Source organism: Parvibaculum sp., assembly GCF_045863935.1.
Lineage (GTDB): Bacteria > Pseudomonadota > Alphaproteobacteria > Parvibaculales > Parvibaculaceae > Parvibaculum.
The window spans coordinates 27,686-52,688 of sequence record NZ_BTVP01000017.1 but is presented as its reverse complement, the minus strand read 5'-3'; the positions used below and the strand labels follow the sequence as shown (position 1 = coordinate 52,688).

The 25,003-nt window shown below is 64.3% G+C and carries 17 protein-coding genes; 3 read left to right on the top strand and 14 right to left on the bottom strand.

Features of this window, described 5'->3' with window-relative positions:
- Positions 1-122 precede the first annotated feature (122 nt).
- The 12 genes from ACKUUH_RS09140 to ccmI form a co-directional block, all read right to left on the bottom strand.
- Complete coding sequence (locus ACKUUH_RS09140; RefSeq protein WP_407949589.1) at positions 123-1,403, bottom strand: glycine cleavage T C-terminal barrel domain-containing protein; 1,281 nt, start codon at positions 1,401-1,403, stop codon at positions 123-125.
- Positions 1,400-2,977 carry a phytoene desaturase family protein gene (locus ACKUUH_RS09135; RefSeq protein WP_407949588.1) on the bottom strand — a complete coding sequence of 526 codons (1,578 nt, stop codon included), beginning with the start codon at positions 2,975-2,977 and terminating at the stop codon, positions 1,400-1,402. The genes ACKUUH_RS09140 and ACKUUH_RS09135 overlap by 4 nt, the downstream gene beginning before the upstream one ends.
- Positions 2,974-4,578 (bottom strand): phytoene desaturase family protein, encoded by a 1,605-nt coding sequence (locus ACKUUH_RS09130; protein ID WP_407949587.1) that lies wholly within the window; start codon positions 4,576-4,578, stop codon positions 2,974-2,976. The genes ACKUUH_RS09135 and ACKUUH_RS09130 overlap by 4 nt, the downstream gene beginning before the upstream one ends.
- Before the next feature lie 259 nt (positions 4,579-4,837).
- On the bottom strand, positions 4,838-7,780 hold the full coding sequence (locus ACKUUH_RS09125; protein WP_407949585.1) for a bifunctional [glutamine synthetase] adenylyltransferase/[glutamine synthetase]-adenylyl-L-tyrosine phosphorylase: 2,943 nt from the start codon (positions 7,778-7,780) through the stop codon (positions 4,838-4,840).
- Positions 7,781-7,840: 60 nt separating this feature from the next.
- Positions 7,841-9,241: a sensor histidine kinase gene (locus ACKUUH_RS09120; protein ID WP_407949584.1), complete on the bottom strand. Its 1,401-nt coding sequence runs from the start codon at positions 9,239-9,241 to the stop codon at positions 7,841-7,843.
- Positions 9,228-9,905, bottom strand: a complete 678-nt coding sequence (locus tag ACKUUH_RS09115; protein WP_407949583.1) for a winged helix-turn-helix domain-containing protein — start codon at positions 9,903-9,905, stop codon at positions 9,228-9,230. Before ACKUUH_RS09115 ends, ACKUUH_RS09120 begins: the two co-directional genes overlap by 14 nt.
- Positions 9,906-10,079: 174 nt before the next feature.
- Positions 10,080-11,555: a DegQ family serine endoprotease gene (locus ACKUUH_RS09110; protein ID WP_407949582.1), complete on the bottom strand. Its 1,476-nt coding sequence runs from the start codon at positions 11,553-11,555 to the stop codon at positions 10,080-10,082.
- A 141-nt stretch (positions 11,556-11,696) separates the two neighbouring features.
- The gene (locus ACKUUH_RS09105) at positions 11,697-12,179 is read right to left on the bottom strand and encodes a cytochrome c-type biogenesis protein CcmH (RefSeq protein ID WP_407949581.1); all 483 of its coding nucleotides are present in this window, start codon (positions 12,177-12,179) and stop codon (positions 11,697-11,699) included.
- Between the two features lie 4 nt (positions 12,180-12,183).
- Entirely contained in the window at positions 12,184-14,160 is a 1,977-nt protein-coding gene (locus ACKUUH_RS09100) for a heme lyase CcmF/NrfE family subunit (RefSeq protein ID WP_407949580.1), read from the bottom strand.
- A complete protein-coding gene (gene ccmE, locus ACKUUH_RS09095; protein ID WP_407949579.1) occupies positions 14,157-14,639 on the bottom strand; it encodes a cytochrome c maturation protein CcmE in 483 nt (160 codons plus the stop codon). The genes ACKUUH_RS09100 and ccmE overlap by 4 nt, the downstream gene beginning before the upstream one ends.
- Positions 14,640-14,752: 113 nt before the next feature.
- A complete protein-coding gene (locus tag ACKUUH_RS09090) occupies positions 14,753-15,691 on the bottom strand; it encodes a chitosanase (RefSeq protein ID WP_407949578.1) in 939 nt (312 codons plus the stop codon).
- Between the two features lie 69 nt (positions 15,692-15,760).
- Positions 15,761-16,852, bottom strand: a complete 1,092-nt coding sequence (gene ccmI / locus ACKUUH_RS09085; protein ID WP_407949577.1) for a c-type cytochrome biogenesis protein CcmI — start codon at positions 16,850-16,852, stop codon at positions 15,761-15,763.
- A 166-nt stretch (positions 16,853-17,018) separates the two neighbouring features.
- Between ccmI and ACKUUH_RS09080 the strand changes: the two genes are divergently transcribed.
- A complete protein-coding gene (locus tag ACKUUH_RS09080) occupies positions 17,019-19,181 on the top strand; it encodes an acylase (protein WP_407949576.1) in 2,163 nt (720 codons plus the stop codon).
- 3 nt (positions 19,182-19,184) lie between these two features.
- Here the strand turns inward: ACKUUH_RS09080 and ACKUUH_RS09075 are convergent, their stop codons facing one another.
- The gene (locus ACKUUH_RS09075; protein ID WP_407949575.1) at positions 19,185-21,041 is read right to left on the bottom strand and encodes an ATP-binding protein; all 1,857 of its coding nucleotides are present in this window, start codon (positions 21,039-21,041) and stop codon (positions 19,185-19,187) included.
- Between the two features lie 198 nt (positions 21,042-21,239).
- Here ACKUUH_RS09075 and ACKUUH_RS09070 point away from each other — a divergent pair, with 198 nt between their 5' ends.
- Positions 21,240-22,463, top strand: a complete 1,224-nt coding sequence (locus tag ACKUUH_RS09070; RefSeq protein WP_407949574.1) for a CaiB/BaiF CoA transferase family protein — start codon at positions 21,240-21,242, stop codon at positions 22,461-22,463.
- 3 nt (positions 22,464-22,466) lie between these two features.
- Positions 22,467-23,492 (top strand): D-cysteine desulfhydrase family protein, encoded by a 1,026-nt coding sequence (locus tag ACKUUH_RS09065; RefSeq protein WP_407949573.1) that lies wholly within the window; start codon positions 22,467-22,469, stop codon positions 23,490-23,492.
- A gap of 3 nt (positions 23,493-23,495) precedes the next feature.
- Here the strand turns inward: ACKUUH_RS09065 and ACKUUH_RS09060 are convergent, their stop codons facing one another.
- Positions 23,496-24,914 carry a hypothetical protein gene (locus tag ACKUUH_RS09060; RefSeq protein WP_407949572.1) on the bottom strand — a complete coding sequence of 473 codons (1,419 nt, stop codon included), beginning with the start codon at positions 24,912-24,914 and terminating at the stop codon, positions 23,496-23,498.
- Positions 24,915-25,003 lie beyond the last annotated feature (89 nt).

Here is a 25,003-nt window from a genome sequence, read left to right as displayed (position 1 = left end):
GTATGTCCGGACGTATGGGTCTCTGCTTCAAGGGGGGATCAGCAGCGAGGCCGTCCGGGCCACCGTTATCAAGACAAACGCGTGGGGGCGGGAAATCCGTCGGACGGCGGCGACATTTTTTTTCAGGGCTTGAGAGGGGCCGGCAGAACGAGGCGGCGGGCGGCATTCCAGGCCGGTTCCGGCAGGATTCGCGCCCGGAGCACGACTTCGCGGGCGCCGAGGCCCTCGCGCAGGGTCGCCGTGAGGGCGAGTTCCCCATCGGCGGCTTCGTCCTTGACCATGGCAAAAGCGATATTGGCGCCGAGCGCCGGAGAGAAGCCGGAGGTGGTGACCGTGCCCACCTGGCGCGTGCCGGAGAGGACGGACGACAGGGAGACAGGCTCGATGGCATCAGCGACGAGCACCACGAGGCGGCGGCGCGGCGGCACCGGCGCGAGGCTGCGGAGCGCGCGGCCACCGTTGAAAACCGCCTTGCCCGAGGCGACGGGCGGATTGCGCCAGAGCTCGAACGGTGTCGACGCACCGGCACGCGCGACAGCGGCGAGGGCCGAGAGATAGTCTTTGCCCGCGCGAGGGAAACCGGCTTCGAGGCGCGCAAGTTCGCGAAGCGCAAAGCCGGTGGCCCGGAGGCCATGCGGAGCGCCCTTCTCCATCAGGTGCCGCCAGAGATGAGGGGCGTCTTCGGCGTCCGCCCAGAGTTCGTAACCGAGATCGCCGCTCGCGCCGGTGCGGCTCACATAAACGGGCATGCGCGCGATCTCCGCCCATCGCGCGGCGAAGGGCGCCAGTCCGTCGATGTTCGCAACGCCCGCTTCGTGCAGACAGAGCGCTGACAACGGGCCCTGAAGCGAAAGAAGCGCGAGGGTCGCACTGACATCGGCGATGCCAACGCGAAAACCCTCCGCGCTGTCCATCATCCATGCGAGGTGCGTTTCTTCCGTAACCAGACGATATTCCTCTTCGCCGAGGCGGAAGAGAAGCCCGTCACCGAGGACGAGGCCGCGGCCTTCGCAGAAGACGACATGAACGGCCGTGTCGACTTCAAGTGCGGCGAGATCGCGCGTCACGAGACGCTGCAGATAGTCGAGAGCGTCACGCCCGAAGATTCGGTATTTGACGAGCGGCGAATGATCGGCAAGCGCCGCCGCCCCGCGCAACGCGCGATACTCGTCGCCAAGGTCGGTCAGCACCTCCGGCACGGTGTAGCCGTTCCAATCCGTCCAGCGGTTGGTGCGGCTCTCGGCGGAAGTGACGATGTGAAGCGGCGTTGTGTGGACGGTGCGCGCGAAAGGCGGCTCGGCCGGCGCTTCCTCGAAGAGGGCCGGATCGACTGTCGCCTGCTCGCTACCGAGGTCGATCTCGATGTCGGGATGTTCATTGGGAGGCGCGGTGTCGGGCGTCATGCGCTTCCTCCATCCGCGAGAACAGCGTCTGCGGCAAGCCAACCCGGCAAACCAGTGATGCCGCCGCCCGGATGACTGCCCGCGCCACAAAGCCAGAGGCCAGGCAGTGGCGTTTCGCAGCGGCCATAGGCGGGCGCGGGGCGGAAGGCGAAGAGCCGATCGAGGCGGAGATCGCCCTGATGCCAGTCGCCGCCGGCCAGCCCGTATTTCTCCTCGATGTCCGGCGGCGTCAGGATTTCGCCCGCGATCATCATGTCCTCGATGCCGGGTGCGTAAGCGCCCAGCATGCGCACAACGCGCTGCACCAGCGCCTCGCGATGCGCATCCCAGCCGCCCGCCATCGCGTGCGGGACGTGATGCACGATGATCGACATGACGTGCTGTCCCTCCGGCGCAAGCAGAGGATCGGTGACGCTCGGCAGAAGGACCTCCATCACCGGTTCGAACGGAAGAGCACCGCTTCGCGCCGCGTTCGCCGTTTCGTCGAGTTCGGCGAGCGAAGGCGCGATGAGAAGGCGAGCGCCATGAAGTTCGGGCGCAAGACCCGCAAACTGCGGCAGGCGGTCGAGTGCGAGATTGATTTTCGCCGCAGCACCACGCGGCACGAGATGGCGGAGCTCGCGAAGATCGTCCGTCTCGACGTGACGCGCTCCCACGAGGTCAAGCATTGTCGCACGCGGGGCGATCGCGGAGAGAATGAGAGCAGCGCGGACCTCGATCCCGCCCGAAAGTTCGACGCCGGCGGCCTTGCCTTCCTCGACCAGAATGCGCACGACGCGCGTATTGACGCGAACATCGCCGCCAGCGGCCGCAACCGATGCCGCCAGCGCGTCGGAAAGCGCGCCCATGCCGCCCAGGGGAAGCATGGCACCCTGCCCCTGCATGCGCATCGCCTCGCGGAGTATGGAGCGGAAGGAGGTGCCCGGCGCGTAGGGGCTTTCCGCGCCGCCGAGCGTCGCGTCGAAAGCGAGGGCACCCTTGAGGAGCGGCGATTCAAATTCGGCATCGAGCCGATCACCGATCGCCTCGGGCAGCACACGCAGAAGGTTCTGCATGGTGCTTGCGCCCTTCAGCGCGGCACGCCAGACGGAGTGGCGGAGAAAACGCTTCAAGGCATCCGGATCGTTGAGAGCAGGCGGGCGCTCGCCGAGAAGCGGCGCGACAAATTCGGCCAGCGCACGACGGCGCGCTACATATTCACGATAGGCATCGGCGTCCTTCGGCAGCACATTACGAAAGGCAGCAAATTCCTTGCGCGTGCGAGGAAGGAGCATGTGATTTTCGTCACGGTCGAGCGCCACGGTCGCAACATCGCGCGCCGCATAGCGCAACCCGTGCTTGTGGAGCTTCAGTTTTCGCTCGATGCGGCGGGGAAATCCTTCGAGGAGATGCGCAACGGCGGACGCGCTGTAGCCGGGTGTGATTTCGGAAGTGACGGCCGCTCCGCCGACGCATGGGCCGGCCTCCGCGAGCAGGACGCGCGCGCCGCCGGATGCAAGCCGTGCGGCGGCGACAAGGCCGTTATGGCCACCGCCGATCACAATTGCATCGTATTGCACGCCGCCCCACTTCATGTGCGCACCGCCTTGCCAAGCCGGCCAAGAAGCGTGGAGGCGGCGTTGGCCCCCGCCCCGCCCATCACCAGCGGCCCGGGATGCGCGCTGGGCGAGCACAGGTAGAAATTGCGCAGCGGCGTTTCCGCGCCGCCCATGCCGGGAAAGGGGCGGTTCGCGAACATCTGATCGAGCATCGTCTCACCATAGGCGAAGTCGCCACCGGTGAGGCCAATCTCGTTTTCAATGTCGTTTGGCAGCAAGACTTCAAGCGCGACGACATGCTTTTCGATGCCGGGGCTCACCTCGGCGAGACGCGTCATGACGAGGTCCCCGAGCGCGTCGCGCCGCTCCGCCGACCAGGGGCCTTCATGCAGCACTTCCGGTACATATTGCACGAGCGCTGAAAGGACATGGCCGCCTCGCGGAGCGAGCGAAGGATCGAGGAAAGACGGCATCAGAATCTCGATCAGCGGGTCGCGCGGCGGCATGCGTTCGCGCCAGTCAGCCCAGGCGCGTTCCATCGCCGGGAGCGAGCCCGCGAGACGAAGCCCGCCGCCGAGCGAGGGACAACCCTCTGGCAGTCCGGGAAACACGGGCGCGGCATCGAGCGCCATGTTGACCTTCGCGGCAACGCCCCTCATCCGGACACGGCCGACACGCTCGACGAGACCTTCGGGCAGGTCCTTCCACTGGAAAAGGCTTAGAAAGCTCCGCTTCACATCGAGGCCGGAAAGAACGGCGCCCGCGCCGATCTCCTCGCCATTCGCAAGGACGACGCCCTGCACCTTGCGGTCCTTGATGCGGATGTCGGTGACTTCCGCTTCCATGCGCAACCGCCCGCCCGAGGCGAGGATGACGGAAGTGAGCGCCTGCACCAGCGCCGCCGGACCGCCGAAAGGCATGAGGGTTTCGGGCGCGCCGCCTGTTGCGTCGCCAGGTTCGGAAAGCCAGGGAAACACGAGGCGCGAGGCGCTTGCGGGCGTGCGGGGCCCGAGCGTGCCGCCCATCATGGCCGCGGCCGCGAGATGCGCCTTCACGGCATCGCTTTCAAAATAGGCGTCGAGAAAATCCGAGGCGGGAAGCGTCCAGAGGCGGAGCATGTCGCGGAGATCGCCGGGCGCGATGGCGGCGATGCTGTCCGCGAGAGAAAGGCGTGCACGAAGCCCGCCGAAGATACCCCTCGCAGGCGTGTGCGCCGGACCGGCGAGAAGCGGCGCGAGACCGCCTGCGGCGCGCAGCATATCGCGGCGATAGCGCGTGAAGGCATCGGCGTCGCGACGCGAGAAGCGCGCGATCTCACGACGATGCACGAGGCCGTCTCGATAGCTTGCGTGGTAGCTGCCATCCGGAAAGCAGGTGACGCCGCCTTCCGCGCGGATGAAACGGAGGCCGTGACGCGGCAGGTCGAGATCGGCGGCAATGCGCGGCGGCAGACCGCCGCTTCCGAGCGCGAAACGCGGGAGGCGATAGCCCGGCGCGACTTCATGTTCGGCGGCGATGCCGCCCGGCGCGAAGGCACGGTCCAGCACCAGCACGGAAAGTCCGGCGCGCGCCAGATAGGCGGCGGCGACCAATCCGTTCAGTCCGGCCCCGATCACGATCGCGTCGTGACGCTCCATGCGCGCCTTACTCCAATACCCCTGCCCGGCGTGGGACGGTTCCCGAAGGATGCCTTCGACTTACCTACCCGATGCGTGCCGTTTTGACACGCGCGACGCCCGGCAGCGTCCGCCGCCGCGCTGAGGACGGCAGACGGATTAACCAAGAAAATCCCGGGGATACGGCACTTATCGCGCGTCAAAGCGAAACAGCGTTAACGCGCTGGCACCCCGGCCAGCACGCTTGCGCTGCAAATCTTCAGCCATGGGAATACGGGGATCAGGCGGTGCCGACGATGCTCTCGAATGCTTCCAGCACCTTGCGCTGACTGTCGGCGAGTTCGGCTTCGAGGGCGGGAAAGTCAGGCGCATCGCCGGCACGAGCCAGAAGCGACTTCAGACCGGAAGACGCTTCCGCCGGGTTGAAGACACCTGTGACGCAGACGCGGATTACCTGGGTGAGATTGTGATTGAGGGCAATGGCGCGGACGAGCATGTCCGCCGTCTCGGGCGGCATAAGGTCCGCCTCCGCGATGCGGGCAAGGGCGGTGCGCGTATGCGTGTTCAGTATCTCGGGATGGGTCGCGCCGTGCACAAGCTGGAGGTACTGGCAGATGAACTCGATATCGACGAGACCGCCGCGCACATGTTTCAGTTCCCAGGGGTTGCTGCTTGCATGCTCCTTTGCAATGCGCGCGCGCATCCCGGCGACATCGGCGGCGATCTTCGCCCTGTCGCGCGGACGGAGGAGCGTCTCCGCGATGGCGGTTCTCACCTGCTCCTTCAGGTCGTCCGGCCCGGCGATGAGGCGTGCGCGCGTCAATGCCATGTGTTCCCATGTCCAGGCTTCGGCTTCCTGGTAGGCGACGAAGCTTGCGAAGGATGTCGCGATGGGGCCGGCATTGCCGGAGGGGCGCAGCCGCATATCCACCTCATAGAGCTTGCCCTCTGCAGTCGGCGCAGTGAGGGCGCTGATAAGCTGCTGACAGACACGCGCGTAATATTGCGCGGCATAGAGGGGACGCTCACCGTCGGACGAGGCTTCCGCATCCGCGTCGTAGATCACGATGAGGTCGAGATCGGAAGCGGCGCTCATTTCCTCGCTGCCGAGCTTTCCCATTGCGACCACGACGAAACGGCCGCCGGGAATGCGACCGTGTTTTTCCGCGACCCGTGCTTCCGCCGCAGGCGCGAGCGCGGCGACGAGCTCGCTTGCAAGCGCCGCATAAGCGGGGCCCGCCTCCTCCGCATCCGCGCTGCCGGAGAGCACGCGGACGCCGAGGCGAAAGCGGTATTCGCGCGCCCAGACGCGTGCGAAATCGAGTATGTCCTGATAGTCCACCGCATGGGCGAGTTCTTCGCGAAGGCTGCGGTTCAGTGCTTCGCGATCCGGCAGGACCTTGAAGAAATCGGGATCGACCACTGCTTCGAGAACGCGCGGATTGTGGCTCAGATAATCCGCAAGACGCGGCGCCGTGCCGCAAATTCCCGCCAGCAAATCGAGCAGATGCGGGTTGGAATAGAGCATCGAAAAGAGCTGGACACCGGTGGGAAGCCCGGTGAGAAAACGGTCGAAACGGTCGAAGGCGGTGTCGGGATTGGACGTGCGGGAGAGCGCACGGAGAAGCGCCGGCATGAGGCTCGTCAGCAGTTCGCGCGAGCGCGTCGCGCGCGTCGCCGGGAAGCGTCCCGTATGCCATGCACGGATCGATTCCGACATTTCCGAGACGCGCGTGAAGCCGAGACCGCGCAGGGTCTCAAGCGTTTCGGGATCGTCGTCCGTGCCCGTGAAGACAAGGCTGCCGCCCTCCTCGCCGAGGGGCGGCGCCGTCTCGAAGAGCTTGGCGTAGTGATCGCGCACGCATTCGAGACGCGCCGTAAGCGCCTTGGAGAAGCTCTCGCGATCCGCGAAACCCATGAAACAGGCGACGCGGTCGATATCCTTGTCTGAGGTGGGGAGCGAATGCGTCTGCTCGTCGTCGATCATCTGAAGACGGTGTTCGAGCGTACGCAGGAAGCGGTACGCCTCCCTGAGTTCTTCCGCCGTCTCGGGCGCAATCCATTTTTTCGCGGCGAGCTCATCGAGCATGGCGCAAGTCTGCTTGCCCCGCAGGTCATGGTCGCGGCCGCCGGCGATCAATTGCTGCGTCTGTACGAAGAACTCGATTTCGCGAATGCCACCGCGTCCGAGCTTGATGTTGTGACCGGCAACCGCGATCTGCCCGTGGCCGCCGACGGCATGGATCTGGCGCTTCATCGAATGGATGTCGTCGATGGCGGCGAAATCGAGATTCTTGCGCCAGATGTAAGGCGTCAGCATTTTCAGGAAGCGTGCGCCCGCCTCCCTGTCGCCCGCGACGGCACGCGCCTTGATGAAGGCAGCGCGCTCCCAGTTCTGCCCGCGGCTTTCGTAGTAGCTCTCCGCGGCCGGGAGCGAGACGGCGACGGGCGTGCCGCCCGGGTCGGGACGGAGGCGCAGATCGGTGCGGAAAACATAGCCGTCCGCCGTCCGCTCCTGCAGCATCTTCACGAGATCCTTCGTGAGGCGAACGAAGAAACCGCCGTCGTCGAGACCATCCTTCAGAGGCAGCAGCCCCGGCTCATAGAAGACGACGAGATCGATGTCGCTCGAATAATTGAGTTCGCGCGAGCCGTATTTTCCCATGCCGAGAAGGACGAGGCCCGATCCTTGCGCAGAAACCTCCGCCGGCGATTTCAGTATCTGTCCCCGGGCGGCGGCATTGCGCAGAAGCCATTCGATGGAGGTGTCAACGGCGGTGTCCGCAAAGGAGGTCAGTGCATCCGTCACCCGCTCAAGCGGCCAGGCGCCTGTGATGTCGGCCATGGCGATGAGGAGTGCGGCTTCGGATTTGGCGAGGCGCAACGCGGACATGACTTCCGCCTGGCCGTCGAGCGTACCCGCTGCCGCCGTGCGCGCCAGCAGGTCTTCGAAGGCTGCATCCGGCGTGCGGTCGAGCAGACCGGGCAGCCAATCGGTATGAAGACGCAGGATACGGCCCAGGAAGGGCGAGTTGCCGAACAGGGAAGATATGAGGTGCAGGACATCCTTGTCCGCCGCAAGCGCGGTGAGCTTCTCGTCGCCAATGCGCGCGACGGCGGCACGAAAATCCTCCATCTCGCGCGCGACACGATCGGCGTCATATGGCGCGGGCGCAGCGCCCGTCCAGGCGCGAAGTGGTTTCGATACTTCGGACTCGCTCACTCGCTTCTCCTCCCGCCGCGCCGATCAAACGGGCGGCAGAGTATCAGATTCCGGCGGGCATCAACGCCCGGAAACAGGGAGAAAAAGGCTCACGCGGAGGCCGGGGCGATTGTCGCCCAGTTCGATCGTCCCGCCGTGCAAACGCGCGACCGCGGCAACAAGGCTGAGGCCGAGGCCGGAGCCCGGCGTGTTGCGGCTCGCCTCCAGACGGACGAAACGTTCCAGCACGCGATGGCGCTGGTCCTCGGGGATGCCGGGACCTCGATCCGCGACGGAAAGGATCACGCCCCGGCCGGGGCGCGCAGGGTCGACATCCGCGGAGACCGCGATGGTGCGTTCGGTATCGCTTTCCTGCGGAAGCCCGTGCTTGATCGCGTTGTCGAGAAGGTTTGCGACCGCCTGCGAGAGCAGCTCGCGGTTGCCCCAGATCATCAGGCCTTCGGGTACGTCAATCGAAATGGCAAGGTTCTTCTCTTCCGCCACGGGTTCGTAGAGTTCCGCGGCATCGTGCAGCGTCGCGCTGAGGTCAACCCAGGTCATGGCTTCGCGAAGCGAACCCGCCTCGGCGCGCGCAATCATCAGCAATGCGTTGAACGTCCCGAGAAGGTTGTCCGCTTCGGCAATCGTCTTCTCGAGTGCCTGCTTGTAATCTTCCGGGGTCGCCTCCTGCATGAGCGTAACCTCGAGACGGTTGCGGAGGCGGTTCAGGGGACTGCGCAAGTCATGCGCTATGTTGTCCGTCACCTGCCGCATGCCGATCATCAGCGCCTCGATCTGATCGAGCATGGCGTTGAGATTGCGGCCGAGCTGGTCGAGCTCGTCGCCGGTGCCCGCGATGGGAAGCCGCTGGGAAAGATCGCCCTCCATGATGTCGCGGCTCGAGCGATTGATGTCGTCGACACGCGCCAGCATGTTGCGGCTCATGACAAGGCCGCCGACAAGACCGAGCGCGATGGTGAGGCCGATGGCCCAGATGAGCGCATTGGTAATGAGGTTCTCGATCTCGCGCCGCTCCTGCACGTCGCGTCCGACGAGCAGATAGAAACCTTCCTGCAAATAGAAGGCGCGGGCGCGGGCGGCCTTCACCTCGGCGCCGTCCAGCGTCTTGCGGTTGTAGGTGAAGTCGAACCAGCCGTCGGGCCCGGGTTCCACCTGCGGGCGGGCGTCCAGCGTGCCGGCGAGCACGCGGCCGGCCGGATCGAGCACGAGATAGAGGCTCTGACCGGGATCGCGCGAACGCTGGATGACGGTGTGAACGAGGAGCGGCAGGCCGCCCTGCCGGTATTGCTCGGCCAGCCCCGCGATTTCCGCTTCCACCGCCTCGTCAGTCTGGCGGGCGAGGAAGCCGGCCGTATTCCAATAGACATAGGCCAGCAGCGTGATCGCCGAGGCGGCGAACAGGGCCAGATAAATGACCGCGAGCCGGAAGGTCGAGGTCTGTAAGAGTTTAATCAGCGGCACGCAGCGAGTATCCCGCACCGCGCACGGTGTGCAAGAGCGGTTGATCGAAATTCTTGTCGATCTTGGCCCGGAGACGGGAAATATGCACGTCGATCACGTTCGTTTGCGGATCGAAATGATATTCCCAGACATTCTCCAGCAACATGGTTCTCGTGACGACCTGGCCTGCATGCTTCATCAGATATTCGAGCAGGCGGAATTCGCGCGGCTGGAGGTCTATCTCCTGCCCCTCCCGCATGACCTTGCGCGCGAGAAGATCGACTTCGAGGTTACCGACCTGGAGGCGCGTGCGGACCTGGTCCGGGTTGGCGCGGCGGACCAGCACCTCGATGCGGGCGAGCAGTTCGGCGAAGGCATAGGGCTTGGTGAGATAGTCATCGCCTCCGGCCTTGAGACCCTTGATGCGATCGTCCACCTCGCCCAGCGCGGAGAGGAAAAGGACGGGCGTGCGCACGCCTTCCTCACGCAAGGTTTCGACGACGCTCAGCCCATCGCGCTTCGGCAGCATCCGGTCCACGATCAAGACGTCGAAAGAACTGGAGAGAGCCAGTGTCAGCCCTTCCTCGCCATCCGCTGCGTGGTCGATGATATGGCCGCTCTCGCGCAGGCCTTTCACGACATAGGCCGCCGCTTCCAGGTCGTCTTCAATTACAAGAATGCGCATTGCCTTGCCAAGCTCCAGATCTCGTGCCCGACGGGCGGGCAGACAGCAACTTCATCCTGGCGGCTGGTGGGCCGCGCCGGCGATGCAGCGGGGGGAAGCATCGGACGGCGCGGCCCTGCGGCCCGTTTCTCGGTGGGGTCCGGGCCACATGGCGACCGGCCAGGTTTTCTCGCGCTACGACTTCTGCAGTGTAAGCGCCACGAAACGCTGCTGGTTGTCGCTGCGAAGGAGAAGAAGCACCGAGCTCTTCTTCGCCTTGTTTGCTTCCTCGACACCGGCAACAACATCCGCAGGCTTCTTCACGTCGCGGCCGGACACCTTCACGACGATATCGCCGGGCTGAATGCCCTTTTCGGCCGCATCGCTCGCGGGGTCGACGCTCTTCACGATGACGCCGTCCGGCGAGTCCGCAAGAGCAAGGCCGAGGCTTTCCGTGGTCACGGCTTCGGGTTCGGCCCCCGGTTCGGTAGCGGCCGCCATTTGCGGGTTTTCGGGGAAGGTGCCAATCCGGACACCGATGGTCTTCTCGCGGCCATCGCGCCAGACGACGAGCTTCGCGTCGCTCTCGGGCTCAAGGTCGGCGACGGTGCGGCTCACGGCCCGCACGTCTTCCATCTTCTTGCCATTGACGTCAACGATTACGTCGCCGGTCTTGATGCCGGCCTTCTCGGCGGGGCTGCCCTCGCCCACCTGGGCAACGAGTGCGCCGCGCGGCTTGTCGAGAGAGAGCGACGAGGCCACCTCGTCATCCACCTGCTGAATGGTGACGCCAAGCCAGCCGCGCGTGACCTTGCCCTTGTCCTTGAGCTGGGCCACCACGTTCTTCGCAATCGAGGAAGGAATTGCGAAACCGATACCGACGCTGCCGCCAGTCGGCGAGAAGATCGCCGTGTTCACGCCAACCACGTTGCCATGCACGTCAAAGGTGGGACCGCCGGAATTGCCTTTGTTGATCGAAGCATCGATCTGAATGAAGTCGTCATAGGGACCGGCGCCGATCTGGCGGCCGCGAGCCGAGACGATGCCGGTTGTAACGGTGCCGCCGAGGCCGAAGGGATTGCCGACCGCGAGCACCCAGTCACCGACGCGCACATTTTCGGAGTCGCCGAAGACGACGTAGGGCAGCGGCTTCTTGCTTTCGACCTTTACGAGCGCGAGATCGGTCTTCGAGTCCTTGCCGATCAGCTCCGCCTTCATTTCACTACCGTCGTCGCGGATGACCGTGATGTCCTTGCCGTCGCCGACGACGTGATTGTTCGTGACGATGTAGCCATCCGCCGAAATCAGGAAACCGGAGCCAAGCGCGGTCGCGTGGCGCGAGCGCGGCTTGCCGTCCGGACCTTGCGGCTGGAGATCGCGGAAGAATTTCTCGAAAGGGCTGCCGGGCGGGAAAGGCAGGTCCGGCACCGCAGGCGCGGTGGCAGTCACCTCTTCGTCGACGCGAATGCTGACCACAGCCGGGTTCACCTTCTCGACCAGGTCCGCAAAGCTCGGCAAGCGCTCGAGCGCGCTTGCCGCGGGCGCGGCAGACTGTGTGTCGAGAGGCGCCGTTTCGGCAAAAGCAGGCGTGGTGAAGGCGAGCGCGCCGGCGACCGCAAGAGCCGTGAGACGTCGTGTGGGGCGCAGTGATGTTTCGCGACCGTTCCGCATGGATAACTCCCTGTCGTTGTGCCACCTCACCGCCCAGCCGGATGAGCGGCGGCGGCATGTTTGGAGAACAGAATCCTTTCCTGATCCTTTCCAAATCATGTCCAAAACATTACTAAAATGTAAGGCGGAATAAAGGCGCGTTCAGGGCGCGGAATCCGGCGGATTCCTGCGGCCCGTCAGCTCCGCGAGACGGGCCTCCTCCTCACCGGTGAGGCCTGGAGCCGCAGTCTCCCGCCGCTTCCGGCGCAGGAAGAGCACCGCCACCGCACCACCCCCGAGAAGAACGAGCCCGGGCGTGAGCCAGAGCACCCAGGTCGCCGGCCTGAAGCGCGGCGTCATCAGCACGAACTCGCCATAGCGCGCGACGACGAAATCGAGCACTTCCTCGTCCGTGTCGCCCGCGGCGATCCGCTCACGGACGATACGGCGAAGATCGCCCGCCAGTTCCGCATCGGAATCGTCGATCGACTGGTTCTGGCAGACGAGGCAGCGAAGCTCCTTCGATATCTCCCGTGCGCGAGCCTCCTGTTCGGGATCGGGCAGCCGCTCGGAGGGCGAGACGAGCGCGAAGGCAGGAGCAATCAGGGAGAGGGACAGAAGTGCTGCGGCGAGCAGACGGCGCATGGCGCTACTCCGCAGGGGCCGCGCGCAACCGGGCGCGTGTTGGCGCACCGACGCGGAGGCGGCGGTCGGCGAGCGACATGACGCCGCCAAGCGCCATGATGGCGCCGCCGATCCATATCCACGGGGCGAGATTGTTGCGATAGGCACGGACCACCCATTTGCCGTCGTCCGCGGGCTCGCCCAGAACGACATAGAGGTCCGCGAAACCATTGGTGCGGATGGCGGGCTCTGTCTTCTCCTGACGCTCGGCGGGGAAGCGGCGCTTCTCCGGCGTGAGGATACCCAGATCGCGGCCTCCCTCCGATACGCGAACCACGCCGACCGTCGCTTCGTAGTTCGGGCCGTCGCGCATGCCGACGCGTTCGAGCGTCAGCGTGTAACCCGCGATCCCGGCGCTCTCGCCGGGCGCAAGCGTGGTGATCAATTCGCTCTGCCAGGCCGTGACGCCGACGATGCCCGCCACGGCAATGCCGAGCCCGCCATGCGCGAGCGCCGTTCCCCATGCGGCGCGCGGCAGGCGGCGGGCGCGATCGAGACTTTGGGAAAGCGGCGTCGAGAAGAGGCGGATGCGCCAGGCGATTTCGGATGCCGCCCCCGCGACGAGCCAGACGGCAAGCGCCATGCCGAAAGGCGCGAGCCAGGGTCCGTCATGGGCGACGGCAAATGTCGCAAGACAGGCGATGAAGGCAAGCCCCGCCGCCGCCATCAGCCGTTCGGCCGCCGCTTTCACATCCGCCCGCTTCCAGCTGAGCAAAGGCCCGAGCGGAACGAGGCAGAGGAGCGGCACGAAGAGCGGCACGAATGTGTAGTTGAAGAAGGGCGGACCCACCGTGATCTTGGCGCCGGAGATCGCATCGAGCAGCAGCGGGTAAAGAGTGCCGATAAAGACGGATGCAACGGCAGCGGAGAGCAGCAGATTGTTCATGAGGAGTGCGCCTTCGCGGCTCACCGGCGCGAAGATGCCGCCCGTCTTCAGCAGAGGCGCACGCCATGCATAAAGCGCGAGCGAGCCGCCGACAAAGACGATCAGAATGCCGAGAATGAAGATGCCGCGCGCGGGATCGACGGCAAAGGCGTGAACGGAGGTGAGAACGCCGGAGCGCACGAGGAAGGTGCCGAGCAGAGATAGCGAGAAGGCAAGGATCGCCAGCAGGATGGTCCAGCTTTTGAGCGCGCCGCGCTTTTCCGCGACGATGGCTGAATGCAGGAGCGCCGTGCCAGCGATCCAGGGCATCAGCGACGCGTTCTCCACCGGGTCCCAGAACCAGAAACCGCCCCAGCCAAGCGTGTAATAGGCCCACCACGAGCCCATGGCGATGCCGATGGTGAGGGACAGCCATGCGGCCAGCGTCCAGGGCCGGACCCAGCGCGCCCATGCGGCATCGACCTTGCCCTCGATGAGGGCGGCGATGGCGAAGGAGAAGGTCATGGAAAACCCGACATAGCCCGCATAGAGCCAGGGCGGATGGAAGGCGAGCGCGCGGTCCTGAAGGATCGGATTGAGCCCGCTGCCCTCGAAAGGCGCGGGATCGAGCCGCAGAAAGGGATTGGAGGTGAGGAGAATGAAGAGAAGGAATGCGACGGCAATGGAAGCCTGAACGCCCAGGACGCGGGCGCGCAGCGTGTCCGGCAAATTGTTGCCGAAGAGCGCAACCATCGCGCCGAAAAGCGCGAGGATGAGTACCCAGAGCACCATCGAGCCTTCGTGATTGCCCCAGACGCCGGAGATCTTGAAGATCATCGGCTTTTCGGAATGCGAGTTGTCGAAAACGAGCTTCACCGAAAAGTCGGAGACGACGAAGAGCCAGACGAGCGAGCCGAAAGCCAGGGCGACGAGCAGAAACTGGAGAAGCGCCGCCGGGTTGGCGACACCGATCAGTTGCGCATCGCGGCGATGCGCGCCGATCATCGGCACCGTCATCTGCACGAGCGAAACGGCGAAGGCGAGCACCAGCGCGAAATGGCCAAGCTCGGCAATCATGGATAGCTGCCCTGCCCATAGGTTTCGGCGTGCGGGGCTTCGGCACCTTCGCCCTGCCAGTTGCCTGACTTCTTCAGTGCATCGGCGACTTCGGGTGGCATGTAGTTCTCGTCATGCTTGGCGAGCACCTTGTCGGCGGTGAAGCTGCCATCCGCCTGAACGGTGCCCTCGGCCACGACGCCCTGCCCTTCGCGGAACAGGTCCGGCAGGACGCCGCGGTAGGTCACGGTCATCGTTTCCACGAAATCGGTTACATTGAAACGGACGGTCGCATCGCCCAGTTTCTGAAACGAGCCTTCCTCCACGAGACCGCCAAGGCGAATGCGCTCGCCGGGCTCCACGCCTCGTTCGGCGACGTCGCTCGGGCTATAGAAGAAGGTGACGCTGTCGCTCAGTGCGAAGAGCACGAGCCCGGCAGCAAGGCCCAGAATGCCAAGGCTGACGAAGATGAATGTGGCGCGGCGCTGTTTGCGCGTCATGTTTCGCTCCCGTCTCAGGCCGCGATACGGCCAGCGGGGAGAGATATAGCCCGGCTGAAGCGGCCGGCGAAACCGCTAAATCGTCGCGGGGGAAGGGTTTTCGGGCTCAGCCGTCAGATCCCGAGCATCAGCCGGGTGGCCGTCCCTGCCACACCGTCGTCGACAAGACCGAATTCCCGCTGAAAGGACTTCAGCGCCTTTTCGAGGTTCTCGCCGAACACGCCGTCACAATTGAGGGCATAGCCCTCCTTGACCAGCGCCTCTTGCAGGGCGCGCACGTCGTTGCCCGTCATTCTGGGCTCGGTGAGGCGGAGCGTGCGCGTTGCGGCGTCATCGGCCGAAACGGGAACGGGCGCTGGCCTGGGTGCGCCCAAAACATCTTCCCCGATGCGAACGCCGCGCACCGTCACCGGCAGGGCAAGCGACCAATTGCCCGCCGCCGCGAGGGCGGCGAAGGCATCCATCCGGTAAACCGTCTTCCGGAGCAGGCTGTTGGCATGGCTGGCGAGCCATGCGCGCCGCTCTGCGATATAGGCCTGCGTCCACTTCCTGGCGCCCGCCTTCCCCGGCAGGCCGACTTTCGCCACGGTGCGGTCGCGCATCGCACTCCATGAGCCATGGACCGCGCTGTCATAGACGACGGCGACGGAGAGCGCTTCGCCGAGGCCGATTTTCTCCGCTGCAGCAACGGCGGGCGTCCAGTAGACGCGGTCGAAGAAGGCGTCCTGCGTCTCCCGCATCATGGGATCGGCGCCCGCATCCTTTAGCAGGTTACAGAAGGCCCGGTCGGTGTCGAGACGGAGATCGATGTCGGCAAGGCGCGGCAGGTAAGGCCGCAGTGCCTGCGCGTGCAAAGCCTGAGACGAAGCGCAGTAGGACTTGAGGAGAAGGTGAAGATTGCCGCTGCCCAGCGTCGTCTGGGCGCGGCCATAGGTGAGATGGCCGCTATCGCCCGCGAACAGTGTGACGCGTGCGTAATCGCCGCGCGCCGAGCCGGTCTCGAAGATATTGACGATCGCCTTTGCCGTTTCCTTCTGCCGTTCGCTCAGCATGGTGCCCTGCCCCGTCCTGCCTTGTGTGAGTCAGTTGCAATCCTACAGCGCGGCAGGACAGACCGGGGATTAGTCGGAGAGCGATTTTTCGGCTTCTGCGATCCGGGCGAGCGCGGCCTCGTCTCCCGTAAATGCGGCTCTTGCACCGGCAATGGCCTCGCGCGCCATCGCAGGTTCGTTCAGGACCTTGTAGGAGCGAATGAGCCGCAGCCAGCCGTCGAGATCGTCCGGATTTTCCTGCAGCCGGGTGGCGAGACCTTCGACCATGCCGCGAATCATCGGTTCGTCCGCAGCCGACATCGCAGGGCCGCGCTCGACGGCGGCGATCCGTGCGCGAAGCGCGGCCGCCCAGGCCGCATCCTCGGGCGCGGAAGCAAGCAGCTTCTTCCAGCGTTCAAGGGCCGCGTCGCGGTTCCCGGCGTCGAGCTCGGCGACACCGAGGAAATATTGCGCGCGCGGCTCCAGCGGATCGAGTTCCACCGCCTTCTCGAAGTCCCGTTTTACCGCCGGACCGACGATGCCGTCATTCGCCATGACGCGGGCCTCACCGCGCGCGGCAAGGCGGCCGGAGGTTACGCCACCCACCATCATGGCGCGGCTCCAGGCATTGGCCGCTTCCTCGAAACGGCCCAGTTGAAGATAGACGGGCGCGACCAGTTCCCAACCGTGCAGATCGTCCGGCTCCTTCTTGAGATGGCGTTCGATCCGCAGCACCAAACCCTCAAGCGGAAGTTCCTCCGGCGGCACGTTCATGCGCTCGGCGAACGGCCGGCCTTCCATGCCCGGCGAGCCTTCGGCGAGATAGACAATGATTGCGAGAGCGGGTACGGCCAGCGCAAGGACAAGCGCCGTCCCCTTTCGCCAGCGCGGATCGGCGGTGCCGGTGCGCCGCATCCGCATGCGCTCCTCGTCTGCCGCAAGCAAGCGGCGCGACACTTCGATGCGTGCGGCCTCCGCCTCGCTCGCGCCGATGATGCCGCGTTCGAGATCGCGCTCAATCTCCTCCAGCTGGTCTCGATAGAGCGCGACCTCGCTGTCGCCCATATCTGCCTCCGCCGCCTGCGACCCGGCGCGCAGCGGACGCAGCATCAGCCAGAGCGCGAGGCCCGTGAGCGCCGCAAAGCCGAGGAAGAGAAATATGTCGTTTGCCGGAAGCAGCACGAAAACCGCCCTTTTGAAAATCGTGTCGATTGACGAGCCTGTATAGAGGTTTCACGGCGCTGCCGAAAGCGGCGGAGGGACGCAGCACGCCAACCCCGAGAAGCCTGGATTTGACGGAATCGGGCGGTGGGCTAGGCTGCGCCCGGCCGGTAAAAAGGAGAAACGCTTGCTGCGCATCGCAAAGACAGGATTGTTCGGACTGGCCGCCATTGTGGCGGCCGCCCTCGCCGTCATTCTCGCACGCAGCGCAATGGAGGCACCTCCACCGCTCGATCCGGCCCCCTACATCGAAAAGGCCGCTGCCTATGACGCGACGATCGCGCGCGACGAATGGGGGGTGCCGCATGTCTTCGGCAAGCGGGATGCAGATGCCGCTTTCGGCTTCGGCTATGCCCATTCGGAAGACGACTTTGCGACGATCCAGGAAGTCCTCATCGCCACGCGGGGGCAGCTTGCCTCCGTGAAAGGCGAGCGGGCCGCAGTGACGGATTATCTCGTCAATCTGATGGGCGTCTGGCAAGCAGTCGAAGCACGCTACGAGAGCGATCTCTCGCCGCAAGTGCGCGAGGTCATCGAGGCCTATGCCGATGGCGTGAACTATTATGCCGCGCTTCATCCCGAAGAAGTCGTTCCGGGAACGCTGCCGATGACGGGGCGCGACGTCGCGGCAGGTTTCGTGTTCAAGACGCCCTTCTTCTATGGCCTCGACAAGGTGTTGCTTGCGGTGTTCGAGGGAAAGATCGGTGGTGAGGCCGGTCTCTCCAAAGAAGGTGTCGATGCGTTTCTTCCCTCGGAGAAGCCTTTTCCCATCGGCTCGAACGGGGTCGCGGTGAGCCCTGCCCGTTCTGCGGACGGCGCGACGCGGCTTCTCGTCAACTCGCACCAGCCTTTCGCCGGGCCCGTTGCCTGGTATGAAGCGGTGATCGAAAGCGAGGAAGGCTGGCATGTGGCGGGCGGCTTCTTTCCCGGGTCGCCCTTCATGCTGCACGGACACAATGCGACGCTCGGCTGGGCAAACACAGTGAACGAGCCCGACCTCGCCGACATTTACCGGCTCACGATCAATCCCGATAACGAAGACCAGTATCTCCTCGACGGCGAGTGGCGGGACTTCGAAACGAGCGTAGCGACGATCCGCGTCGACCTCTGGGGACCGTTCTGGTGGACTGTGGAGCGCGAGGTGCTGCGCTCGGAACATGGACCGGTGCTAAGGACGCCGAACGGCGTCTTCGCCGTGCGCTATGCCGGCATGGGAGAGATGGGTCAGGTCGAGCAATATTACGCTCTCGACAAGGCGCGAAATCTCGGTGAATGGATCGAGGCGATGAAGCTGCAAGCGCTTCCGAGCATCAACTACATCTATGCCGATGCGCAGGGGAACATTGCCTATGTCTACAACGCGCAGTTTCCGGACCGGAAGAACGGGCCGGATTGGGCGGGTGTTTTGCCGGGCGATGACTCATCGCTCATCTGGCGGGGCTACATCCCCTTCAATCACGTCCCGAAGCTGATCAATCCGAACGCCGGTTATGTGTTCAACGCAAACAACACGCCCTTCCGGGCGACGGCGGCGAACGACAACCTGAAACCAGCGACATTTCCGGAAATGCTCGGCATTCAGACCGACATGACGAACCGCGCCCTTCGCATCGAGGAGACCTATGGCGAGGACCGCTCCATCACAGGAGATGAGTTCCGTACCTACAAATTCGATCTCGACTACAGCAACGACTCCGCCATGGCGAAGCTCATAGCTGAACTGATCGCTGTCGATGCCAATGGCGATGAAGATATGGTGGAAGCGCAGAACATCCTGCGCGAGTGGGATCGTAGCGCCGACGTTCACAACCGCGGCGCCGCCCTCGCCATTCTGGCGGCCGAGCCTGTCATCAGCGCCCGCATCCGCGGAGAAACGCCCCCGGACCCGGAGGAGAAACTCCGGCAAGCCATAGCGCGGCTGAAAACCCGTTTCGGCCGGCTCGATCCCGAATGGGGCGAGGTCAACCGGTTTCGACGGGGATCGGTCGATCTTCCAGTCGATGGCGGCCCCGATATCCTGCGCGCCATCTACGCGTCACGCGAGGAGGATGGAACTCTCACCGCACATGGCGGCGACACGCTCATCATGTTCGTGGAATGGGATCGAAACGGGAAGCTCAGATCCGAAAGCATACACCCCTTCGGCACGGCGACGCTCGACCGGTCCTCGCCACATTATGACGACCAGTCGCCGCTATTTGTCGGAATGCGGACGAAGCCTGTCAGGTTCACGCGGGAAGAGCTCGAAGGCCATATCGAGGAAAGCTATCGTCCCGGCGAAAGAGAATAGCGGTCAGAGAACCGCTGTCTCCTTCGGCGTCCCGCGATTGACGACGCGCGAGAGCGGCAGGTCGACATGCACCGTGGTGCCCTTGCCAAGCTCGCTCTCGATCGAGAGCGTACCGTCATGCAGTTCCGTGAGGTGCTTTGCCAGCGGCAGACCGAGGCCCGTTCCCTCATGCTGGCGCGAGAGCGACCCATCGAGCTGCGTGAATGGCGTCAGCGCGCGGGGAATATCGTCCTCCGCGATCCCAGCGCCCTGATCGGTCACGGAAATGCGCAGATATTGCGCGGTGACCTGTCCGGAGATCGAAATCGCGCTTCCGTCCGGACTGAATTTCACGGCGTTCGATACGAGGTTGATGAGAATCTGCTTTAGCGCTCGCTCATCAACAACAACGACGATCGGCGGCCCCGGCATCTTGCATTCAATGTCGATATTCGCCTGCTGTGCGCGGTGGCGGACGATCCGCGTCGCCGACTCAACAACATGGTCAAGCTCGGTCTCGTCCTCGTGAAGCTTGAAGTGCCCAGCCTCGATCTTCGAGAGATCGAGAATGTCATTGATGAGGCTCAGGAGATGGACACCGCTATTGTGGATGTCTTCCGCGTATTCCCGGTAGCGAGGATTACCGACAGGACCGAAAAGTTCGCGCTCAAGCGCCTCCGAAAAGCCGATAATCGCGTTGAGAGGCGTCCGGAGTTCATGGCTCATATTCGCGAGGAACTCGGATTTGGAGCGGCTTGCCGCCGTCGCCTGGTCGCGCGCATCCCGCAACGCTTCCGCTTCCTTGCGGCGCGCGGTCACATCCTGAATGCCGATCAGCATGGCGCGACGACCCTGGAAGTGCAGGGTGGCTGCCGAAACAAGGACGTGAATGGTCGAGCCATCCATACGCTTCATACTGAGTTCGAACGGCGATCCGGCGCGGCCCGTCAGGATGAGCCTGTCGAGACGTCCCGACAGGTCCTCGTCCTCGAAGAGCCTGCGCACATCGAGATCGGCAACGTCGCCTTCCTCGATGCCAAAGAGTTTCAGCGCGGCCATATTCGCCTGCATCACATGGAAAGTTGCCGGGTCGACCAGCGCAATCGGCAGGGGGGCCGCATAGAAAATGCTCTGGAAGCTTTCCTCCGTAGCGCGAACCGCCTGCTCCGCCTCCTGGCGAACACCCACTTCCCGCTTCAATTCGTCGTAGAGTTCCTGCTGACGCAGCAATGTCGCAAAGCCGCTCCGTCGCAAGCGGTTTGCCGCCCGCACCATCTCGACCCCGATCGCATTCACGACGCCGAAAAGAAGGCATATCTCGAGCAAAGTGATCAGTGAGACATCGGCGAGCGACGGCGTAACTGCTATGAAGCCAACGCAAAGCGCCGAAGAGAGGAAGAGATTGGCCGCGAGGCGTGTCGGTACGCCGATATAGAATGCGAAAAGCACGACGACGACGCTGAGCAGCGCAGCGGCGAAATCGACCTGGCTCAGCATGAGCGACAGCGGTGCGACGAGCGCGACGAGAAGCTGGGTGAGAAAGGCGCAGGCCATGAAGGAGCGCCGGTCTTCGGGTTCGCGGAAATATTTCAACGCCAGCAATATGGATCCCAGAGCGGCGAAACGACCGAAAGTCAACGCGGCGAAGGACCAGGAGAAACCGAGCGCGACGAAATCGAATACCATCCAGCTCACGAAGACATAGACGGCGATCAGCACCGCGCCGAGACGGGAACGAATTTCGGTCCAGCTCGCACGGATATAATTGTCTTCGAGGACGGGATCGGCAAATTCGCCCGTCCAACGATAGGCCGGTTCGCTCTCCGGCTCTCGCCGAAGTGCAGGTACAGCCTCTCCCATCGTGTCAACCGACCGCGTCACGCAAGCGTCCCCTCTTCATTCCGTCGCGTCCGGGGCGCTCCTCCTGCGATCCCAGCGCGCGTAGAGTAGGGATCAAAGACTAAATAAAATGCAAAATTTGGTTGCACGGCCTTTCTCAATGGCGAGGCCTTGCCTATCGTTTGCGCAGCCAAGCCTGTCCGAAAATGAGACAGGGAAGCGAAACCGGAGGGAAACGTCATGGCGGGCGAAAGAAGTGGCGGCGGGGGAATTCTGGGGGGCGTCCGCGTACTCGACTTCGGCCGCTATATTGCCGGGCCTTACTGCGCGGCTCTTCTGGGCGACCTGGGTGCCGAGGTTATCCGGATCGAGCGGCGCGAGGGGTCGGAGGACCGCTTCGTTCAGCCGATCGTGCCAGAAGCGGGACCTGGCGAAGGCGGTGAAGGCGCGATGTTCCTCCAGATGAACCGTAACAAACGCGGTCTCACCCTCGATCCCATGACAGAAACCGGCCGGAGCATCGTGCGCCGCCTCGTCGCCACGGCGGACGTCGTGGTGGCGAACCTGCCGCCCTCGACGCTGAAAGCGATGGGCCTCGATTACGAAACCCTGTCGGCGGTAAAGCCCGACATCATTCTCACCACGGTTTCGGCCTTCGGCCACGGCGGGCCCTATAGCGAGCGGACAGGCTTCGACGGCGTCGCGCAATCGATGGTGGGCGCGGCCTATCTGACGGGCCATCCGGAGGAGCCGGTTAAAAGTTATGCGCCCTGGGTCGATTTCGGCACGGCATCGCTTTCCGCATTCGGGACCATGGCGGCACTGATGGAGCGAGCGAAATCCGGCAAGGGGCAAGTTGTCGAAGGTTCGCTGCTTTCGACGGCTCTGGCCTATTTCAATTTTCATCTGATCGAGCAGGACCTCCGCAAAACGAACCGCGTTGCCATCGGTAATCGTTCGCCTTATGCCGGCCCGGCAGACATCGTCAGCACCAAGGATGGATGGATACTGGTGCAGGTCATTGGCATGCCGCTCTTCAAGCGCTGGGCGCGACTGATGGGCGAGGATCAATGGCTTACCGACCCGCGTTTCAAGGATGACCTCGCGCGCGGCGACCATGGCGAAATCCTCTCCGAGCGAACGCAGCGCTGGGCGGAAACCCGCACGACGGAAGAAGCGCTTGCCGAACTCGAGGCGGCGCGCATTCCGGCGGGGCCCGTCTACTCGCCCCAGCAAGCCCTCGACGACCGCCATATCAAGGAAATGGGATATCTCAAGCCCCTCGCCTTCCCCGGTCTTCCCGGCCCGGCGCCCGTCATGGAGACGCCGCTCCGGCTCTCGCGTACGCCGGCGTCCGTTCGCGAGCGCGCGCCTTTGCTCGGCGAGCATACCGACGTCATTCTCGGCGAACTCGGCTACACCGCAGAAGAAATTTCGGCTTTCCGTTCGGAAGGGATCATCTGATCCATGCCGAAAACGCTCACCGAATTCCCACATCTCAGGCTCGCCCATCTGCCGACGCCGCTCGTCGAGATGCACCGCCTGCGCGAGGCGCTCAAGGCGCGAGGCGCGCAACATGTCCCCCGCCTCTTCGTCAAAAGAGACGATTGCACCGGACTTGCGACGGGCGGCAACAAGACGCGCAAGCTCGAGTATCTGTTGGGGGAGGCTCTGGCGCAGGGCTGCAATACGGTAGTGACGACGGGTGCATTGCAGTCGAACCATGCCCGTCAAACAGCGGCGGCAGCGGCGGCGGCCGGTCTTTCCTGCATTCTCGTTCTCTTCGACACGGTGCCCTACTCGGGCCGGGCCTATCGCAAGTCAGGCAATCTTCTGCTCGACCGAATTCTCGGTGCGGAAGTCCGCGTCGAACCCGGAGACGCCGATGCGGGGAGCGTCTTCGGCGAACTCTTCAAGGAGATCGAGTCAAACAGCGGCAAGGCCTATTTCGTGCCCGTCGGCGGGTCGAGCCCGACAGGGTCGCTCGGCTATGCTCGGGCCTATCTCGAACTTGCCGAACAGGCGGAAGCGCTCGGCCTCGGCAAGACGGTCCTCGTCCACGCCTCATCAAGCGGGGGGACGCAGGCCGGTCTTGTTGCCGGCGCGGCACTTCGCGGCAGCGGGCCTGCTATCGCCGGCATCAACGTCTATCGTCAGGACAAGGCGGCCATGGCGGAAGGGATACACGCCCTCGCCTGCAAGACGGCCACACTTCTCGATGCCTCCACGCCTCCCGCCGGATCGATCGATCTCGATGGCGATTATCTAGGCGAGGGCTACGGCCTGCCGACGCCCGGAATGAGAGAGGCTGTCGAACTCGTCGCGCGGACGGAAGGCGTGTTGCTCGATCCCGTCTATACCGGAAAGGGTATGGCGGGTTTCATCGGGCAGATCATGTCTGGAAAATATGCGGAAAAGGAAGCGGCGATATTCCTTCACACGGGCGGCACGCACGGCCTGTTCGCCTATGAGGGGGAATTCGCCTCGCGCTGAGCTTCAGCCCTGGGCAGCGACCTGCCCGCGACGGCGCAAAATTTCCGCCTGCGCATCCTCACCGATCGTTTCATGAAGCCTGGCCGCGGCCTCGACGAAATCCTGAGCGTTGGTGCGGGCGGAACCGCGTGCAACACGCAACTCTTCCAGCAACCGGTCCTCGTAGGAGGCAAGATAGGTGTCGATCTGCTGGCGTATGCTGCGGCAATGGCTCTGCGCGCCAAGGGGTTCGCAGATCGGCGTGACACCGTTCACGAAGCGAAGGCAGGCCATCACCCTCTCGAGCCGCGCCGGATCGGGCGCCTTGGCGACGTCGGGCCGCATCGGACCGCCACGGCCATATTGACCGAACTGGTGAAACGGGAAGGCGCGAACGAGTTCCGTCTCGAAGCGCGACATTTCCTGCGAAATGGCGGCTGACAGGCGCGCCCGCGTCGCAAGCAGGCGCTGGCCCCATTCGCCGTTGCGGCGAAGGTCGATTTCCGCTGCAAATCCTTTCGACAGGTGTGCGAAGCGCCGGACATCGTCCAGAAGGACGTCGAGATCGGCATGACCGGGACGCAACGCATCGGTGCGGCGGGCAATCTGCTCCATGTCCGCCAGCAGATGTTCGCCAAATACCGACAGCTCGCAACGGCTGATGATCATGTCGTTGCGCTGATGCGCCACCTTGCGCACGAAACGCAGGATCTGCGAGGGCTCCTTGAGGCGTGCCATCACCGCGAAGGGAAGATAGAGAGCGTCGGCAGCCGACACGTCCGACAATTTTTCGTAGGCGTCCTTCAGGATGGCGACCATTCCGTCGCTGAAGTCGTCGATCCGCTTCGGCAGTTCGGCCTGAAGCTGCAGCATGGACGGTGCGACCGACAGGACGCTCGCGATTTCGCAGGCATCCTCGAGGCCGCTTTCGCCGCCGAGGCGCTTCTCGGCCTGTTTGCGCTTCGCCGCGTCCTGGCGCGCTTCCTCGATGGCCGCGCGAATGGCCGAGGCCGCCGACGCATGCATGACGGCAACGGCGGCTTCCAGCGCGATGTCGTCGCCCTTCAACGTATGGTCCGCGATACGCGCCTTCAGGTCGGGCAAGGCATCCGGCATCAGATCGTCTTCGAGCCAGGCCCAGACACGCATGACGGAGGAGCGGGAGATCCGCCCCTGCCGCACGCCGTCTTCGTCTGCGTCGACAAGCAAATCCTCGAACGGCCGGCAGAACTGGCGCACCGCATCCGGCGCGCCCGGCCGTTTTCCCGTAAAGGATGCGAGGAGCGGTCGAAGGCCGGAAAGGATCATCTCGTAGGGCAATCCGGCCGTACCGCGCAGCCGCTCCCGCTCCAGACCGGAGGCGAGCTTCAGGACAGCCGGCTGCGGGAGCTGCGCCAGGTAGCTGGCGAGCTTCTGTCTGATCGATGCTTGCTGTTCCGTCATCATCGGCGTTCGCGACACATTCGATGGCTTTGGCGGATTTCCTCGGCCGGCTCTGCGACCGGTCCGGGATTGCCGCCTTATTTCAGGTA